This window comes from Vibrio sp. Vf1514, assembly GCF_052076135.1.
GTDB lineage: Bacteria > Pseudomonadota > Gammaproteobacteria > Enterobacterales > Vibrionaceae > Vibrio > Vibrio furnissii.
The window spans coordinates 2,589,418-2,607,132 of sequence record NZ_CP197267.1 but is presented as its reverse complement, the minus strand read 5'-3'; the positions used below and the strand labels follow the sequence as shown (position 1 = coordinate 2,607,132).

The 17,715-nt window shown below is 48.7% G+C and carries 15 protein-coding genes and 2 tRNA genes; 13 read left to right on the top strand and 4 right to left on the bottom strand.

Going from position 1 to position 17,715, the window contains the following annotated elements; translation table 11 throughout:
* The first annotated feature begins 40 nt into the window (after positions 1-40).
* Complete coding sequence (gene tyrS / locus ACS18Q_RS12105) at positions 41-1,228, top strand: tyrosine--tRNA ligase (RefSeq protein ID WP_004728978.1); 1,188 nt, start codon at positions 41-43, stop codon at positions 1,226-1,228.
* A gap of 29 nt (positions 1,229-1,257) precedes the next feature.
* On the opposite strand, the gene ACS18Q_RS12100 is transcribed toward tyrS, so the two are convergent.
* A complete protein-coding gene (locus ACS18Q_RS12100; protein WP_041942484.1) occupies positions 1,258-1,659 on the bottom strand; it encodes a YbaN family protein in 402 nt (133 codons plus the stop codon).
* 393 nt (positions 1,660-2,052) lie between these two features.
* Here ACS18Q_RS12100 and ACS18Q_RS12095 point away from each other — a divergent pair, with 393 nt between their 5' ends.
* Positions 2,053-2,898: a magnesium transporter gene (locus tag ACS18Q_RS12095; RefSeq protein ID WP_004728974.1), complete on the top strand. Its 846-nt coding sequence runs from the start codon at positions 2,053-2,055 to the stop codon at positions 2,896-2,898.
* Here the strand turns inward: ACS18Q_RS12095 and dacB are convergent.
* Both dacB and ACS18Q_RS12085 read right to left on the bottom strand, forming a co-directional pair.
* A complete protein-coding gene (gene dacB, locus ACS18Q_RS12090) occupies positions 2,864-4,315 on the bottom strand; it encodes a serine-type D-Ala-D-Ala carboxypeptidase (protein WP_441257116.1) in 1,452 nt (483 codons plus the stop codon). The genes ACS18Q_RS12095 and dacB overlap by 35 nt on opposite strands.
* A gap of 97 nt (positions 4,316-4,412) precedes the next feature.
* Positions 4,413-5,417, bottom strand: a complete 1,005-nt coding sequence (locus ACS18Q_RS12085; protein ID WP_238796031.1) for a porin — start codon at positions 5,415-5,417, stop codon at positions 4,413-4,415.
* 539 nt (positions 5,418-5,956) lie between these two features.
* Between ACS18Q_RS12085 and greA the strand changes: the two genes are divergently transcribed.
* The gene (gene greA / locus ACS18Q_RS12080; protein ID WP_004728969.1) at positions 5,957-6,430 is read left to right on the top strand and encodes a transcription elongation factor GreA; all 474 of its coding nucleotides are present in this window, start codon (positions 5,957-5,959) and stop codon (positions 6,428-6,430) included.
* Between the two features lie 72 nt (positions 6,431-6,502).
* Here greA and yhbY read toward each other — a convergent pair whose 3' ends face one another.
* Positions 6,503-6,799 (bottom strand): ribosome assembly RNA-binding protein YhbY, encoded by a 297-nt coding sequence (yhbY, locus tag ACS18Q_RS12075; protein ID WP_004728967.1) that lies wholly within the window; start codon positions 6,797-6,799, stop codon positions 6,503-6,505.
* Between the two features lie 119 nt (positions 6,800-6,918).
* Between yhbY and rlmE the strand changes: the two genes are divergently transcribed.
* From rlmE to infB, 10 genes are all read left to right on the top strand, one after another.
* A complete protein-coding gene (rlmE, locus tag ACS18Q_RS12070) occupies positions 6,919-7,548 on the top strand; it encodes a 23S rRNA (uridine(2552)-2'-O)-methyltransferase RlmE (protein ID WP_014204493.1) in 630 nt (209 codons plus the stop codon).
* Positions 7,549-7,647: 99 nt separating this feature from the next.
* Positions 7,648-9,615: an ATP-dependent zinc metalloprotease FtsH gene (ftsH, locus tag ACS18Q_RS12065; RefSeq protein WP_082469516.1), complete on the top strand. Its 1,968-nt coding sequence runs from the start codon at positions 7,648-7,650 to the stop codon at positions 9,613-9,615.
* 71 nt (positions 9,616-9,686) lie between these two features.
* On the top strand, positions 9,687-10,526 hold the full coding sequence (gene folP / locus ACS18Q_RS12060; protein WP_004728962.1) for a dihydropteroate synthase: 840 nt from the start codon (positions 9,687-9,689) through the stop codon (positions 10,524-10,526).
* Between the two features lie 16 nt (positions 10,527-10,542).
* Positions 10,543-11,883: a phosphoglucosamine mutase gene (gene glmM / locus ACS18Q_RS12055; protein WP_004728960.1), complete on the top strand. Its 1,341-nt coding sequence runs from the start codon at positions 10,543-10,545 to the stop codon at positions 11,881-11,883.
* A gap of 266 nt (positions 11,884-12,149) precedes the next feature.
* The gene (gene secG, locus ACS18Q_RS12050) at positions 12,150-12,488 is read left to right on the top strand and encodes a preprotein translocase subunit SecG (protein ID WP_004728959.1); all 339 of its coding nucleotides are present in this window, start codon (positions 12,150-12,152) and stop codon (positions 12,486-12,488) included.
* A gap of 27 nt (positions 12,489-12,515) precedes the next feature.
* Positions 12,516-12,599, top strand: a tRNA-Leu gene (locus ACS18Q_RS12045).
* Between the two features lie 54 nt (positions 12,600-12,653).
* A tRNA-Met gene (locus ACS18Q_RS12040) sits at positions 12,654-12,730 on the top strand.
* A 205-nt stretch (positions 12,731-12,935) separates the two neighbouring features.
* On the top strand, positions 12,936-13,391 hold the full coding sequence (rimP, locus tag ACS18Q_RS12035) for a ribosome maturation factor RimP (protein WP_004728957.1): 456 nt from the start codon (positions 12,936-12,938) through the stop codon (positions 13,389-13,391).
* Positions 13,392-13,409: 18 nt separating this feature from the next.
* On the top strand, positions 13,410-14,897 hold the full coding sequence (gene nusA, locus ACS18Q_RS12030; RefSeq protein WP_004728956.1) for a transcription termination factor NusA: 1,488 nt from the start codon (positions 13,410-13,412) through the stop codon (positions 14,895-14,897).
* A 24-nt stretch (positions 14,898-14,921) separates the two neighbouring features.
* Positions 14,922-17,627, top strand: coding sequence for a translation initiation factor IF-2 (infB, locus tag ACS18Q_RS12025; RefSeq protein ID WP_004728954.1), 2,706 nt, complete (start codon positions 14,922-14,924; stop codon positions 17,625-17,627).
* Positions 17,628-17,715: the final 88 nt, after the last annotated feature.

Here is a 17,715-nt window from a genome sequence, read left to right as displayed (position 1 = left end):
AACTATTAAATTTTTGCCAAATCTGTGGGAGTGAACAAGAATGGCGAGTATTGAAGCTGCTTTAGCTGAGATTAAGCGTGGTGTCGAGGAGCTGATTCCGGAAGAAGAACTGATTGCCAAGCTCAAAGAAGGCCGTCCTCTGCGTATCAAATTGGGTGCGGATCCAACGGCTCCGGATATTCACCTTGGCCACACTGTCATCCTGAACAAGCTGCGTACTTTCCAGGATTTGGGCCATGATGTGACGTTCCTGATCGGTGACTTCACCGGAATGGTGGGTGACCCAACCGGTAAAAACACCACTCGTCCGCCGCTCACGCGCGAAGATGTGCTGCGTAACGCAGAAACCTACAAGCAGCAAGTGTTCAAAATTCTGGATCCTGCGAAAACCAAGATTCAGTTTAACTCGGAATGGCTGTCTCAGTTGGGCGCAGAAGGCATGATTCGCCTGGCGGCAAACCAAACGGTAGCACGCATGCTTGAGCGTGATGATTTCAAAAAACGTTACGCCAATGGCCAGCCGATTGCGATCCATGAATTCATGTATCCGCTGCTACAAGGCTACGACTCCGTGGCGATGGAAACCGACGTGGAGCTGGGTGGTACCGACCAGAAATTCAACCTGTTGATGGGCCGTGAATTGCAAAAATCCAACGGTCAGAAGCCACAAGTGGTGCTGATGATGCCATTGCTGGTGGGCTTGGACGGCGAGAAGAAAATGTCGAAGTCTGCTCACAACTACATTGGTGTGAGTGAAGCGCCGAGCGAGATGTTTGGTAAGATCATGTCGATTTCCGATGATCTGATGTGGAGTTACTACGAACTACTGTCATTCCGTCCGTTGGAAGAACTACAACAGTTCAAAGACGATGTGGCAAACGGCACCAACCCACGTGATATCAAAATCCTGCTGGCAAAAGAAATCATTGCCCGTTTCCATACGGAAGCGGATGCCGATGCTGCAGAACAAGAATTCATTAACCGTTTCCAAAAAGGCGCTATGCCAGAAGAGATGCCGGAATTTGAATTCGAAGCGGGTATCGCGATTGCTAACTTGCTGAAAGAAGCGGGTCTTGTGGGGTCAACATCCGATGCGATGCGCATGATCAAACAGGGTGCTGTGAAGCAAGATGGTGAAAAACTCGATGACGCCAAACTGGTTCCTGCCGCTGGCACTGCGGTTTACCAAGTGGGTAAACGCAAGTTTGCTCGCGTAACAGTGAAGTAATTGCCTCATCATTGTGACAAGAAAGCGCCTCAGGGCGCTTTTTTTGTGGCGTCCGCTGGGGCGACATAGGTTTTCAATCGCAGAATGAACCCCGTTTCAAACACCAATAATGCAGCAATCGCGTATTGCCAATGGGTGTTTTGTGCCATGAAATACCACACGCTGCCCATCGATAGCCAGATCACGGCAAGCGATTGCCATTTCTCAGCGCGGGTAAAGCCTTGCTTGTGATGTAACCGTCTCGCCAGTGGCCCCAGCGTTCGATGCTGCAAGAGCCATTGTTGAAAGGCTGGGGAGGAAACGCCGAAGCAATACAGGGCAAGCAGCAGAAACGGTACGGTTGGCAGCAAAGGGACGGTCGCGCCGATCAGACCTAATAGCACGCAAGTGATGCCCACGCATTGATAGCCTTTCCGCTTTATTCTATTCATCGAGATGGAAAACCCTGCCGCTGATGGTCATCTATCAAGTATTGGCGTTGGTTGAGGGGATGTCGAGGCGTTGAGAAAATTTACGCGCTTTTGACTGCTTTTTCGCGTCGCGTTTGTTACAATCAGCGCGTTACTCTAGAAGTAACGCCATTTTCGGAGACTAACATGAACAATACCGACCATCCCCCTAGTATGAAGGGAGAAAAATAACCGCTGTTGGTATCGGCTTGTTAGCCCTGCCCACGCGGCAGGAATCCTGTTCTTCAATTCCCATCTTTTTTCTCCATTTTATCTAGTTGATAAGTTTTGGCATGTCACATCACAGTGATGTGTGCGAATTTGTTGTGCCTGCTTATTGATGGTCGTTACCCAATGCCAATCGGGAGATTCGCCATGACGGTAATGAACAATTATTACATTGAAAACAACGCCCATTTTTCTCAAGAGGAAATCGGCGCTGCGCGTAATGCTTTTTTGCAGTACGACGAAGCAACGCAAGTGCATTTATTAACGGTTATGCCGATTGATGAGGCGGTGGCTATTTTGCATCACTGTTCTGTCGGCTATGTGCAGCATTTGTTGAACTTGTTGGATAAAGACGATCACGATAAACGGGCACGTCACTACGCGCACCGCCTGGGATTTATTCACTCAGAAGTCGAAACGTCACACAGCTATCTCACCACCAGTGTGATGGATCACGTGAAACATCGTATCGGCTGGATTATTTCTCTGGCGTTGCTGGGGATCGTTTCCGGGCTGATCATTTCACACTACGAAGATACCTTGAGTCAGCTAGTATTGCTGGCGATTTATATGCCAGTGATTGCGGCAGCAGGGGGAAACACCGGAAGCCAGGCTGCGACTTTGGTGATCAGTGCATTGGCGACGGGTGAATTGAAAAAACGCCAGTGGATGAGTGTGTTGTGGAAAGAGAGCCGTGTTGCGCTGTGTATCGCATTTGCCATCGCACTGGTCATGATTGGCCGCATTCTGCTGTTTAGCGATCCGAATGCGGCTGGTGGATTCAGCCTCAATAGCATTGCATTGGCCATTGCGATTGCGCTGTTTATTCAGGTGACGATTTCCACCACGCTGGGCGGTATTCTGCCAATCATTGCGCGTGCGTGTAAACTGGACCCAGCTGTCCTTGTGAGTCCGGTATTGGCGTCAATCGTTGATATCTCCGGCATGTGGATTTACTTTAATGTGGTGAACTATGTGCTTGGCTTAGGCTAAGCACATGCTGGTAAAAGCCCAATTCAAACTGAGTGATGGGTGATTCCACCGGAACATCCTGTACGGGTTTGGGCGGAAAGTAGTCGGTGACGTACTGAATAAACAACGTCTCCGGCTTGCCTTGCTCATCAAGGGCGAAACCGACCATGTTGTATGTGCCATACAGCGAACCGCTCTTACCTTGGATTTTTCCTTTTACCTCATCGCTGCGCATGCTACGACGGTACTTCAACGTGCCGCTTTCTCCGGCTACGGGGAGCAATCCCATCAGACCTAATTCAGTGTCATGCTGCCACAGGTACATTAACACCTGACGCATGCTATCGAGGCGCAGTCGGTTGTTGCGTGACAAGCCAGAACCGTCAGCCAGTTGTGCATCTTGTAGTGAAATCCCCGTGCGCGCGAAAATGATCTGCTTGATCGCCTCTGTGCCATTGCTAAAACTGCCGGGTTGGAGAAAAAACTGATGGCCCAGCGTTTTGGTCAGAGAATCTGCGATGAGGTTGTCGGACTCTTTCAGCATGGTTTCAAGCAATTGCGTCAAGTTGGCCGAACGGTGCACAGCCACGGTATGGGGCGTGTGCCCGTGATGATTCGGCATTGCTCCAATGCGGATGTCGCCTTTGAGCGTGATACCCAGTTGATTGAGCAGTTTGTACACCACACGTTGAGCGTACAGCTCGGTGTTTTGAACCGCAAACTTGAGTGGCAACGGTTTGCTGCGATGCGTCAGGCAGCCAGCGAGTCGATAATGGTTTTCTTGTGATGCGGTGAGTTCTAAATCGCAGAGCTGACTTTGCTGCTCAGTGTCACTGACCGTTTGTGCATCGGTTGTCACGTGAACCGGGTAGTGTTCAGGGACGAAAACGCGCGTCGCGCCATCATCTTGTGTGTATATCGAGGCCTGTATACAGTTGCCATCAATGTTGATCGCACTCACGGGGGCACTGTAGCACACGCCCATCACATCCCAAGGCCAGCCCACGGCGCGTTCATAACCCGTGAAGCGGCGATTGTCGAGCCAAAGATTGCCTTTGATGACCGTGCCATGCTGCTGTTTCAGCGCCAGCAGAAGCGTCTTAAGGTCTTGTGTGGTGAGTGTGGGGTCTCCATCAAAGTTCAGCGCAACATCATCGGCGTTGACGTTCAGGGTGGTTTCAAAGCGAAACTCAGGGCCGAGTTCCAACTGGCTCGCTAACGCGGTAATGACTTTGAGGGTGCTCGCGGGCGGAAAATAGTCTCCGGTTTGTTGTACGGCCGCGGCGGCATGGGGTTGCAGTGGCTGAATCAACAGCCCGGCACGGCTACCTGCGGGCAGTGGGTCGGTCGATATTTGAGCATGAGCGACGATGGAATACAAGGCAAGACACCAGAAGCTGCTGAGCGTGCGGAGTCGTCGCAAGGAAAAAATATACATAACGCCTGATCGCTGGGAGAATGATGAGGGGAAGTATAGCGAGATACAAAAACGCCTGCTAGTCAGCAGGCGTTTTGAGATTGACGGAACCGTCAAATTAGAAGTCGTAACGTAGGCCCAGTGCTACTTCGTCTTCTGCGTCAACTTTAGTTGCAGCAACTTTACCAGCAGCTGAACCGATAGTATCGCCTTTATCAATCAGGTTGAAGTTGTACGATACGTATGCACGGAAGTTAGGCTTGAAGTAGTAAGTTGCATCAACTGCTAGGTTGTTTGCAGACGTTTCACTTTCAGTTTCAGCGTTGTTGTATGTAGTGGTGAACACGGTTTGATTCATGGTGTAAGCTGCTGCTAGCTCGTAACCAGTGTAATCGTATTTGTTACGTGCTGAATCTTGTTTTTCACCGTCAGTGAACAGACCTGCAAAGTAGAAATCAGAAACTGTGTAAGATGCCGCTAGCATGTACTCGTTAGCTTTATCTTGTTCTGCGTAACCTGCACCAGCTTTAAAACCAGTGTCGCCGAATGCGTAGATAGCAGATAGAGAGTAACCGCTTTGTTGGTTGTCATCAAAAGTTGAACCATCGTCGGTACGGTCAGCAAAACGGTAAGACGCTTTAACGCTCAGGTCATCGAATTGACCTTTGTACGCGATCATGTTGTCAGTACGGTCAGCTACTGCCAGTTTGTCTGCAGCTGAGTTACCGTGGTAAGCCATGATATCGGTAAAGTCAGTGATCACACCCAGACCACCTTCAGTTTTACCGTAAGCTACTTCACCGAAGTTACCGCCGATACCAGCATAAGCCAGACGAGTGGTGAAGCTATCACTACCGTCATCAACAGAGCCTTCAGTGTTGGTTTTCATTTCTGCTTCGTAGAAACCTAGACCGTATACGCCGTCATTGATTTCAGTTTTACCCAGAACATTGATACGTACGCGAGATGCGTCATCAGCTTTGCCATCTTTCAGAGAAAGACGAGCTTCAGCACGGCCGCCTAGCGCTAGAGAAGTGCCATCTTGGTTGTATAGTTCACCAGCGTTTACGCCAGTTGCCACTGCTGCAGCTGAGACTGCAAGAGCAATCAGAGTCTTGTTCATCTTATTAAGTCCTAATTTACTGTCCATAAATAGTAATCCAGCCACGTTGTTAGTTAACGTGCGGCGAATATTCAAATGAGTCTTGTTGAATACGCATCTAATATTAGTATTCGTATCGCTCATTGAAACGATTCGTGGGTCAATTTGTACCCGCAAAGTTCCTCTATTAGTTAGTAAAATGATATAAATCCGGCTTATGAACACTGTTTTATTGAGTGTAAAAAAATATCAACCTATTGTTTTTAAGGTATTAATGTGTAATTTTGCTGGATGTAAAAATGGTAAAAAAACTTGAAAACTTTATTTTTTTTTACGTGTTTTAGTCGAAAATCTAAACAGTTGAATTGTGCAGAAGATCACGGTGAATAAAGGAGTTGGCGGTGAATCTCAATTTCTAGTCGCAAAACTTGAATTTGGATGATTTCATCGGCATGTTTGTTTACACTATTCGAAACGAAATGATTACGCATGACCTAAGCCTTTTATAGGATTGGGTAGGTTTGTATTGTCCAAAGATAACTTTGGCATTGAGGTATAAAATGGAAAAAGTTCCAATGACTGTTCGCGGCGAAAAGTTGCTGCGTGATGAACTGGATAGACTACTTAAGCTTCGTCCGAAGATTTCAGAAGCGATTGCGGAAGCTCGCGAATTGGGCGATCTCAAAGAGAACGCGGAGTATCACGCGGCTCGTGAAGAGCAGGGGATTTGTGAAGCGCAAATTCGTGATATCGAATTCAAATTGTCGGTCGCTCAGGTAATTGACGTCACCAAGATGGATAATTCTGGCAAGATCATCTTTGGCTCAACTGTGACGTTGATTGACGTTGACACGGATGAAGAAAAAACCTACCAAATCGTGGGTGACGATGAAGCCGATATCAAAGCGGGCCGCATTTCAGTCAGCTCACCGATTGCCCGTGGCCTGATTGGTAAGATGGAAGGTGATGAAGTCACCATCAGCACGCCGGGTGGTGAAAAGGTGTTTGAGATTGACCACGTCGATTACGTGTAAATCAGTCCCGTCAGCACTAAAAATCAAAAAGGTCGCATCATGCGACCTTTTTGTAATCTTAAGTAACCGAAATTACTTGCGTGGTAGTTCGATTTTACGCTGTTCAGAAGGACGGAAAAGCACCAAGACTTTACCGATGACCTGAACTTTCTCTGCGCCAGTCTCACGAACAATCGCATCGACAATCAGATGTTTCGTCTCGCGATCTTCTGATACCACTTTCACTTTAATCAGCTCGTGGTGGTCAAGCGCAATTTCGATTTCTGCTAAAACAGCTTCAGTAAGTCCATTGCCACCCATCAGCACAACAGGCTTTAAATTGTGTGCTAGGGCTTTTAGATGCTGCTTTTGTTTGTTGCTTAGGTTCATTACGCGCCCAATTTTCTTTACTATTAGGGTTGAAAAAACACATTTTAACGCCATCTACCTTGGAAGACTATATTTTCTACCATACTTTCTCGGATAGAGGCTGCTAAGTTAGGAATCGAATGAGTAAACAGAAACATTCGGCGAGCTCCGGCCGCTGGTTGAAAGAACATTTTGATGACAAGTACGTAAACGAGGCCAAAAAGAAAGGTTATCGTTCTCGTGCTATCTTCAAGATAGAAGAGATTCAAAATAAAGATAAATTATTGCAACCAGGCATGACGGTGGTCGACTTAGGGGCGGCACCGGGTGGATGGTCGCAGTACGCTGCGGGGATTGTGGGTGAAAGTGGGCAAGTGATTGCTTGTGACATTTTGCCGATGGACTCCATTGCGGGCGTTTCATTCTTGCAGGGCGACTTTCGTGAAGAAGCCGTATTGGATGCACTGCTGGAACGAATCCAACCGAATATGGTTGACGTCGTGATGTCTGACATGGCCCCCAATATGGCGGGTAATTTGTCAGTGGACCAACCACGGGCTATGTATCTGGTGGAATTAGCTTTAGATATGTGTCGACAAGTTCTTGCACCTAATGGTAGTTTTGTGGTCAAAGTGTTCCAGGGCGAAGGGTTTGACCAATATGTCAAGGATGTCCGAGACATGTTTAAAGCGGTTAAAATTCGTAAACCTGATTCTTCAAGGGCGCGTTCCCGCGAAGTCTACATCGTCGCCACCGGTTACAAAGGTTAACTATTTTACCCCTTGAGGGAAAAGTTAACACTATGGCTACAGCCCACAAACTGTAGTACCCTACCTTTAATTACAACTAGTTATCGCGAGGCTTACACCTTGAGTGACATGGCAAAAAATTTAATACTGTGGCTTGTGATCGCTGTCGTATTGATGTCGGTATTCCAGAGCTTTGGCCCTGGTGACAGCAACGGCAGAACCATTGATTACACCACATTTGTACAGGAAGTTGGCCAAGGCCAGATTCAGGAAGCTCAATTCAATAACAGTGAAATTTCTTTCACCCGTCGTGGTGGAAGCACTCGCTACGTCACTTACATGCCAGTGTATGACCAGAAGCTGCTGGACGACCTGATTAATCAGAACGTCAAAGTTCAAGGGACACCACCAGAAGAACAAAGCTTACTCGGCACGATCTTTATCTCTTGGTTCCCGATGATTCTGCTAATCGGTGTCTGGATCTTCTTCATGCGCCAGATGCAAGGCGGTGGCGGCAAAGGCGCAATGTCCTTTGGTAAGAGTAAAGCTCGCATGATGGGCGAAGAACAGATTAAAACCACGTTTGGCGACGTCGCTGGTTGTGACGAAGCGAAAGAAGACGTGAAAGAACTGGTGGATTACTTGCGCGATCCAAGCCGCTTCCAGAAACTGGGCGGTAAGATTCCAACGGGTGTCTTGATGGTCGGTCCTCCAGGTACGGGTAAAACGCTGCTTGCAAAAGCGATTGCGGGTGAAGCGAAAGTCCCATTCTTTACGATTTCCGGTTCAGACTTCGTTGAAATGTTCGTGGGTGTCGGCGCCTCTCGTGTGCGCGACATGTTTGAACAAGCGAAGAAAGCCGCACCTTGTATCATCTTTATCGATGAAATTGATGCGGTGGGTCGTCAGCGGGGGGCTGGTGTTGGCGGTGGTCACGATGAACGTGAACAAACGCTTAACCAAATGCTGGTTGAAATGGACGGCTTTGAAGGGAACGAAGGCATCATCGTTATCGCTGCAACCAACCGTCCAGACGTACTTGACCCTGCGCTATTGCGTCCAGGCCGTTTCGACCGTCAGGTTGTGGTTGGATTGCCAGACGTGCGTGGCCGTGAACAAATTCTGAAAGTGCATATGCGTAAAGTGCCGCTGGCTGGTGATGTTGAACCATCACTGATTGCGCGTGGTACACCGGGGTTCTCTGGTGCAGATTTGGCGAACTTGGTCAACGAAGCGGCTCTGTTTGCTGCACGTGGTAACAAGCGCAATGTCTCGATGGTTGAATTTGAACTGGCGAAAGACAAAATCATGATGGGTGCAGAGCGCCGTTCTATGGTGATGTCGGAAGAGACGAAAGAATCAACTGCTTACCATGAAGCGGGTCACGCCATTGTCGGTCGCTTGGTGCCTGAGCACGATCCCGTCTACAAAGTCTCGATCATTCCACGTGGTCGTGCGTTGGGGGTCACCATGTACCTGCCAGAGCAAGATCGCGTCAGCATGTCGAAACAACATCTGGAATCGATGATTTCCAGTCTGTACGGCGGTCGTTTGGCGGAAGAGTTGATTTACGGCGTTGAGCGAGTGTCGACAGGTGCCTCGAACGACATCGAACGTGCAACAGATATTGCACGCAAGATGGTTACCCAATGGGGCTTCTCAGAAAAACTAGGTCCAATGCTGTATGCGGAAGAGGAAGGCGAAGTCTTCTTGGGTCGTAGCGTGACGCAGACCAAACACATGTCAGACGACACTGCGAAACTGATTGACGACGAAATCCGTAAGATTATTGATCGCAACTACGAACGTACGCGCAAAATTTTGATCGACAATATGGATATCATGCACGCCATGAAGGATGCATTGATGAAGTATGAAACGATTGATGCGGGTCAGATCGATGATCTGATGGCTCGCAAAGCAGACATTCGTGAACCCGCAGGTTGGGGAGACCGCGCGAATGCGGCACCTCAAGACAAAGCTGAGCCAGAAGCAAAAGCTGAAGCGCCAGTGGAGGCTGCACCAGCAGATGAACCTACGGCTGAACAAGATGCAGCGCAGTCTGCTGACAAGAAAGACACCGAATAATCCTTCTTTTTAATCAAAACCCCGACTTGTTCGGGGTTTTCTGTTTCAGGCCAACCTATTTTCAGGGACTTATGAAAATACAAACCGCAACCAAAACCCTCGAACTTGATCGCCCCCATGTGATGGGGATTCTCAATACCACGCCGGATTCTTTTTCTGATGGTGGTCGCTATACCACACTCGATAAAGCGTTAGAACGGGCTGAAAAGATGATTGCTGCTGGCGTTAGTATCATTGACATCGGGGGAGAATCGACAAGGCCAGGTGCGCCTGACGTCACGCTTGAAGAAGAACTGCAGCGCGTCATTCCGGTCGTGAAGGCCATCCGTGAGCGCAATCCAGCAGTGTGGATTTCAGTGGACACCAGCAAAGCGGAGGTGATGCGTCAGTCGGTGGCTGCGGGGGCCGATTTGATCAATGATATTCGTTCATTGACCGAGCCGGGTGCTCTGGAAGTCGCCGCTGAAGCAAATGTGCCGGTGTGCATCATGCACATGCAAGGCCAACCCAAAACCATGCAGAATGCACCGCAATACGACGATGTGTTGGCTGACGTGGAAGCATTTTTGGCGGAACGCATGGCGGTGTGTGAAGCGGCGGGTATCGCGCGTGAGAATATCATCCTTGACCCGGGATTTGGCTTTGGTAAATCCATCGAACACAATTATCATCTGTTAGCGAATTTGGAACAATTCCATCGTTTCGGCTTGCCTGTGCTTGCTGGCATGTCTCGAAAGTCCATGATCTTTAAATTGCTGGACAAACAACCTGCAGATTGCATGGTGGCCAGCGTGACGTGTGCATCGATTGCTGCAATGAAAGGCGCGCAGATTATCCGTGTGCATGACGTCGAAGAAACACTGGAAGCGATGACGATTATCCAAACGATGAACAAAAACCGCGCATTATAAAAACTAAGGAATCATCATGTCTGATCAAAGACGTTATTTTGGTACTGACGGTGTCCGTGGCAAAGTTGGCCAATACCCAATCACACCGGATTTCGTATTGAAGCTTGGCTGGGCTGCTGGACGCGTGCTGGCAAAACAGGGCACAAGAAAAGTCATCATTGGTAAAGACACTCGTATTTCGGGGTACATGCTGGAGTCGGCGCTTGAGGCCGGTCTGGCTGCTGCGGGCTTGAAAGCAATTTTTACCGGTCCGATGCCAACGCCAGCGGTTGCTTACCTGACTCAAACGTTTCGCGCTGAAGCGGGGATTGTTATTTCTGCGTCGCACAACCCGTATTACGACAACGGCATTAAGTTCTTCTCATCCGAAGGCACCAAACTGCCCGATGATATCGAACTAGCAATTGAAGCGGAGCTGGATAAAACGCTTGAATGCGTTGAATCTGCAGAACTGGGGAAAGCATCCCGCCTTATGGATGCGGCAGGGCGTTACATCGAGTTTTGTAAAAGCACCTTCCCGCATCAATTGAGTCTGTCTGGGCTGAAAATTGTTGTCGATTGTGCGCATGGCGCCACATATCACATTGCGCCAAATGTATTTAAAGAACTAGGCGCTGAAGTGATCGCGATGGGGGTTGAGCCAAACGGCGTGAACATCAACGATCATGTGGGCGCGACCGATGTGCGCGCGCTACAACAACGTGTGGTGGAAGAAAAAGCGCATTTGGGTTTAGCGTTTGATGGCGATGGCGATCGATTGATTATGGTTGACGAATTCGGCAACAAAGTCGATGGTGACCAAATCGCTTACATCATCGCACGCGATGCGCTGCGTCGTGGCGAGCTGAAAGGTGGCGTTGTCGGGACCTTAATGACCAACCTTGGCATGGAAAATGGCCTGAAGCAATTGGGGATTCCGTTCATTCGCGCCGCGGTTGGCGATCGCTATGTGATGGAAAAACTGCAAGAGAAAGGTTGGTTAATCGGTGCGGAGAACTCTGGCCACGTGATTCTATTGGATAAAGTCACCACCGGTGATGCCATCGTTGCTGCACTGCAAGTACTGGCTTCTGTGGTCGGTAGTGGCATGACGCTGAATGAACTGGCGCAGGGAATGACGCTTTATCCGCAAGTGCTCGAAAACGTCCGCTTTAGCGGCGACAGCAACCCACTTGAAGCCGAAGCTGTGTTGGCTTCAGTTCAAGCAGTGGAAGCTGAACTGGGTGACAAAGGCCGCGTTCTGCTGCGTAAATCAGGCACTGAGCCGTTGATTCGTGTCATGGTTGAAGGTGAAGATGCGGCGTTGGTGAAAGCATCAGCGCTGAAAATTGCGGAAGCAGTGAAAGTAAACTGCTAAACGCAGCCTGCATTTGCCCGATTCGTCAGGTCATTAAAATGTGGCTGACAAATCGGGCAAGTTTTTGATTACACGTTCTTTGAATCATCTTTGAATCTTTTTTGACCGTTTGATTCGTAAAGTCGATTTTTTTCGAAAATTCCGCTTGTCAGTCAAACGCGCATTCGTTAGTATTGCGTCCGCCTTCGAAGAGGAGGTCGCTAGCCTTGTTCAAGTCACATGATTGAACGGCGCTGGCTCAACAATTTGGAACATAGGTGGAAGTAATGTTTACAGTTCTACTTGTGATTTACCTGTTGGCAGCGGTTGGTATCATTGGCCTGGTGTTGATTCAACAAGGTAAAGGCGCAGATATGGGAGCCTCTTTCGGTGCTGGTGCTTCAAACACAGTGTTTGGCGCGAGCGGCTCAGGTAACTTCCTAACCCGAATGACTGCAATTTTTGCAACCGTATTTTTTATCATCAGCTTGGTGCTAGGCAATATGTCTACGCATAAAACTGAATCACAATGGGTTGACCCATCGCAAGGTCAAGTGATTCAACAAAAAGCTGCTGAGACAGTGAGTGATGCTCCCGCCAAATCAGGCGACGAGATTCCTCAATAACTTATCGAAAGCGATAAGTCAGGTTATGCCGAGATGGTGAAATTGGTAGACACACTAGCATGAGGTGCTAGCGCCCTAGGTGTGAGGGTTCGAGTCCCTCTCTCGGCACCATATTTACAAACTTGTAAATCACCTTGTAGAGCGTATAATTGCTCACAAGTCGGACGCGGGGTGGAGCAGCTTGGTAGCTCGTCGGGCTCATAACCCGAAGGTCGTCGGTTCAAATCCGGCCCCCGCAACCAATTAACCTCTGAAGGTTACGGATTCAAGTTTGGCAGTGCGAACCTCACTGCAGTTGAGAAGAAATTCTCAATTTATCAGGGTCCAGCAACAAAAACCCCGACTTTCGGGGTTTTTTGTTATCTGAATTTTTCGTTTGAAATTCAGGTGCTTGCTTGGAATTTAAATTGGGCTCTATGCCCTTTTTTTGTTTCTGGAGTGGTTTAAATGACTGGTTTAGAAAGACAACTTACTGAAATGCTTGACGCGCCAGTTGTTGCATCAGGTTATGAGTTAGTTGGATTAGAATTTGTCCGTGCAGGACAGCACTCAACGCTACGTATCTATATCGATCACGAAAACGGTATTACCGTCGATGACTGTGCAGAAGTTAGTCATCAAGTGAGTGCAGTGTTGGATGTTGAAGATCCAATTACAGTGGCTTACAACCTTGAAGTTTCTTCACCAGGTTTGGAAAGACCACTTTTCAAAGCTGCACACTACGAGCAATTTAAAGGTCACGAGGTCAGCATCGTGTTGAAAATGGCAGTGGGCAACCGTCGTAAGTGGAAAGGTGAAATCCTGGGCGCCGACGGTGAAACCATCAATGTCATGGTTGACGGGCAAGAAGAACACTTCGCTCTCAGCAACATTTCTAAAGCTAACCTGATCCCTAAATTTTAAGTCTTAGAGGCTATAACAATGAGTAAAGAAATTTTAGCGGTTGTTGAGGCGGTTTCTAACGAGAAAGCGGTACCTCGTGAGCGTATTTTTGAAGCGCTTGAAATTGCGCTGGCGACGTCTACAAAGAAGAAATATGAAATTGAAATCGATGTGCGTGTTGCGATTGACCGTAAAACCGGTGAATTCAACACGTTCCGTCGTTGGTTAGTGGTTGACGAAGTTGAAAACCCAACCAAAGAGATCTCTTTGGAAGCTGCTGTTTACGATGATGAATCGGTGAAACTGGGTGACTTCATTGAAGATGAAATCGAATCCGTGACGTTTGACCGTATTACGACTCAAACGGCGAAACAAGTGATCGTACAGAAAGTGCGTGAAGCAGAACGTGCTCAAATCGTTGAACAGTTCATCGATAACGAAGGCGACTTGATCACCGGCGTGGTGAAGAAAGTGAACCGCGATACGGTGATTCTGGATCTGGGCAGCAACGCTGAAGCTGTGATTCTACGTGAAGACCAATTGCCACGCGAAAACTTCCGCCCAGGCGACCGTGTTCGTGGCCTGCTGTACAAAGTAGCGCCAGAAGCGCGCGGCTTCCAACTGTTCATCACCCGTTCTAAGCCAGAAATGTTGGCCGAATTGTTCCGCGTTGAAGTACCTGAAATTGGCGAAGAGCTGATCGAACTAAAAGGTGCTGCGCGTGACCCAGGTTCTCGTGCGAAAATCGCGGTGAAAACCAACGACAAACGCATTGACCCTGTGGGCGCATGCGTGGGTATGCGTGGTGCACGTGTTCAGGCGGTTTCAGGCGAACTGTGTGGCGAGCGTATTGATATCGTGCTTTGGGATGATAACCCAGCACAATTCGTGATTAATGCGATGGCGCCAGCCGATGTTGCGTCGATCATCGTTGATGAAGATGCACACGCGATGGACATCGCGGTTGAAGCAGACAACCTAGCACAGGCGATTGGCCGTAACGGTCAAAACGTTCGTCTGGCATCTCAACTAACAGGTTGGGAACTGAACGTCATGACTGTGGCGGATCTGCAGAAGAAACACCAAGAAGAGTCAATGGCTTCTATCGAGAACTTCATGAAGTACCTGGATATCGAACAGGATTTCGCGGAGCTATTGGTTGAAGAAGGCTTCTCGACTCTAGAAGAAATCGCCTACGTCCCAGTCCATGAACTGCTGGAAGTAGACGGACTGGATGAAGATCTGGTTGAAGAACTACGTACCCGTGCGAAAGACGCGCTGACCACCATCGCGTTGGCACAAGAAGAATCGTATGAAGGTCTTGAGCCTGCAGAAGATCTGCTGGCACTAGAAGGCCTAGAACGCGAAATGGCGTTCAAACTGGCTGCGAAAGGTGTTGCAACACTGGAAGATCTCGCAGATCAGGGGATTGACGATCTAGAAGGAATCGAAGGCCTAACCGAAGAGCGTGCAGGCGAATTAATTATGGCGGCTCGCAACATTTGTTGGTTTGGCGAAGACGCATAATTTTCAGCAAGGGGAGGAAGCGGCATGACACAACTTACAGTTAAATCACTGAGTGAAGAAATTGGTACTCCAATTGACCGCTTATTAGAGCAACTTGCTGATGCTGGGATGACAAAATCAGGCTCTGACAGCGTAACCGAGGACGAGAAGCAGAAGCTTCTTTCCCACCTACGTAAAGAGCATGGCGAAGCAACGGCTGCAGAGCCAACTCGTTTGACACTCCAGCGTAAGACCCGTAGTACACTGAGCGTGAACGCCGGTGGCGGTAAAAGTAAGAATGTTCAGGTTGAAGTGCGCAAAAAACGTACGTATGTTAAGCGCAGTACAATCGAAGATGAAGCGACACGTGAAGCTGAAGAAGCTGCAAAACGTGAAGCGGAAGAACAAGCGAAACGTGATGCTGAAGAAGCGCTGAAACGTGAAGCTGCAGAAGCAGCGAAACGTGAAGCGGAAGAAAAAGCAAAACGTGACGCGGAAGAAAAAGCAAAACGCGACACTGAAGATAAAGTGAAGCGCGAAGCTCAAGAAGCAAAACGTGAGCGTTCTGCTGAAGATAAATCTAAGCAAGAAGCAGCGCGAAAAGAAGCCGAAGCACTGAAACATCGCCAGGAAGAAGAAGCGAAACGTAAGGCTGAAGAGGAAAGTAGCCGTCAGCTTGAAAAAGCGCGTGAATTGGCCGAATTAAATAAAGAGCGTTGGTCTGCTGAAGAAGAGAAAAAGGGTGATATGCAAGAAGATACAGATTACCACGTAACGACTTCACGCTACGCTCGTGAAGCCGAAGATGAAGCAGACCGTCGTGAAGAAGGTTCCAGCCGTCGTTCTACCAAAGCGAACAAGAAAAAAATGTCTTCTCGCGATGATAAACAAGAGCGTGACAATTCTCGTGCTCGCGGTGGCAAAGCCGGTCGTAAAGGTCGCATCAGCAAGCCTTCATCAATGCAACATGGCTTCGATAAGAGCGCTGTGGTTGCAAAATCAGATGTAGTCATCGGCGAAACTATCGTCGTGTCTGAGCTGGCTCAAAAGATGTCTGTGAAAGCGACAGAAGTCATCAAAGTGATGATGAAACTGGGCGCAATGGCAACCATCAACCAAGTGATTGACCAAGAAACTGCGCAGCTGGTTGCAGAAGAAATGGGTCACAAAGTGATCATCCGTAAAGAGAACGAACTGGAAGAAGCCGTTCTGTCTGACCGTGATGACGAATTTGAGTCTGTGCCACGTGCACCAGTTGTGACCATTATGGGTCACGTTGACCATGGTAAAACGTCAACACTGGACTACATTCGTCGTACGCACGTTGCGTCTGGCGAAGCGGGTGGTATTACTCAGCACATCGGTGCTTACCACGTTGAAACGCCAAACGGCATGATCACCTTCCTTGATACTCCGGGACACGCGGCGTTTACGTCAATGCGTGCTCGTGGTGCTCAAGCGACGGATATCGTTGTTCTTGTGGTTGCAGCGGACGATGGCGTGATGCCACAAACAGTTGAAGCGATCCAGCACGCGAAAGCGGCCGGCGTACCTTTGATTGTTGCGGTCAACAAGATCGATAAAGAAGCAGCGAACCCAGATAACGTGAAGAACGAACTGGCGGCATACGACGTGATTCCTGAGGAATGGGGCGGCGAGAACATCTTCGTTCACATCTCTGCAAAACAGGGCACCAACATCGATTCACTGCTAGAAGCGATTCTGCTGCAAGCGGAAGTGCTAGAACTGCACGCCGTGAAAGACGGCATGGCCTCTGGTGTGGTGATTGAATCACGCCTAGATAAAGGTCGTGGTCCAGTTGCAACCGTTCTGGTTCAGTCGGGTACGCTTCACAAAGGCGACATCGTACTGTGTGGTCAAGAATATGGCCGCGTTCGTGCAATGCGTGATGAGCTGGGTGAAGAAGTGGACGAAGCTGGTCCTTCTATCCCTGTGGAAATCCTGGGTCTGTCAGGCGTTCCTGCAGCTGGTGATGAAGCAACCGTTGTTCGTGATGAGCGTAAAGCACGTGAAGTAGCGAACTACCGTCAAGGTAAGTTCCGCGAAGTGAAATTGGCTCGTCAGCAGAAATCGAAACTGGAAAACATGTTCTCGAACATGGCTGCTGGTGACGTTGCTGAACTGAACATCGTTCTGAAAGCAGACGTACAAGGTTCGGTTGAAGCGATCGCTGACTCACTACTGAAACTGTCGACTGACGAAGTGAAAGTGAACATCGTGGGTTCAGGCGTCGGTGGTATTACTGAGACAGATGCCGTCTTGGCCGCTGCATCAAATGCTATCGTTGTCGGCTTTAACGTTCGTGCGGATGCATCAGCGCGTCGTACAATCGAAGCAGAAAATATCGACCTTCGCTACTACTCGATCATTTACCAATTGATCGACGAAGTGAAACAAGCGATGAGCGGTATGCTGGCTCCAGAATTCAAGCAAGAGATCATTGGTCTTGCTGAAGTTCGTGACGTGTTCAAGTCACCGAAACTGGGTGCAATTGCTGGTTGTATGGTGACCGAAGGTACCATCAAGCGTCATAACCCAATTCGCGTACTGCGTGATAACGTGGTTATCTACGAAGGCGAACTGGAATCTCTGCGTCGCTTTAAAGATGACGTTGCAGAAGTGAAGAATGGTTACGAGTGTGGTATCGGCGTGAAGAACTACAACGACGTTCGCGTAGGCGACCAGATCGAAGTGTTCGAAGTTGTTGAGATTCAACGCACCATCGACTAACCAACTAAAATTGCATTATCGGCAAGTTTAGGTTGTTGAATACACCATGGGGGGCTGGGTAAACCATCCCCCCATTCTTTCTATCAGT

Coding starts and splice junctions, on each gene's coding strand:
- dacB (WP_441257116.1), bottom strand. CDS start 4,315: ATGTATATTTTTTCCTTGCGACGACTCCGCACGCTCAGCAGCTTCTGG.
- ACS18Q_RS12100 (WP_041942484.1), bottom strand. CDS start 1,659: ATGAATAGAATAAAGCGGAAAGGCTATCAATGCGTGGGCATCACTTGC.
- rimP (WP_004728957.1), top strand. CDS start 12,936: ATGACTGGTTTAGAAAGACAACTTACTGAAATGCTTGACGCGCCAGTT.
- glmM (WP_004728960.1), top strand. CDS start 10,543: ATGTCTGATCAAAGACGTTATTTTGGTACTGACGGTGTCCGTGGCAAA.
- rlmE (WP_014204493.1), top strand. CDS start 6,919: ATGAGTAAACAGAAACATTCGGCGAGCTCCGGCCGCTGGTTGAAAGAA.
- yhbY (WP_004728967.1), bottom strand. CDS start 6,799: ATGAACCTAAGCAACAAACAAAAGCAGCATCTAAAAGCCCTAGCACAC.
- secG (WP_004728959.1), top strand. CDS start 12,150: ATGTTTACAGTTCTACTTGTGATTTACCTGTTGGCAGCGGTTGGTATC.
- ACS18Q_RS12085 (WP_238796031.1), bottom strand. CDS start 5,417: ATGAACAAGACTCTGATTGCTCTTGCAGTCTCAGCTGCAGCAGTGGCA.
- greA (WP_004728969.1), top strand. CDS start 5,957: ATGGAAAAAGTTCCAATGACTGTTCGCGGCGAAAAGTTGCTGCGTGAT.
- infB (WP_004728954.1), top strand. CDS start 14,922: ATGACACAACTTACAGTTAAATCACTGAGTGAAGAAATTGGTACTCCA.
- ACS18Q_RS12095 (WP_004728974.1), top strand. CDS start 2,053: ATGACGGTAATGAACAATTATTACATTGAAAACAACGCCCATTTTTCT.
- nusA (WP_004728956.1), top strand. CDS start 13,410: ATGAGTAAAGAAATTTTAGCGGTTGTTGAGGCGGTTTCTAACGAGAAA.
- folP (WP_004728962.1), top strand. CDS start 9,687: ATGAAAATACAAACCGCAACCAAAACCCTCGAACTTGATCGCCCCCAT.
- tyrS (WP_004728978.1), top strand. CDS start 41: ATGGCGAGTATTGAAGCTGCTTTAGCTGAGATTAAGCGTGGTGTCGAG.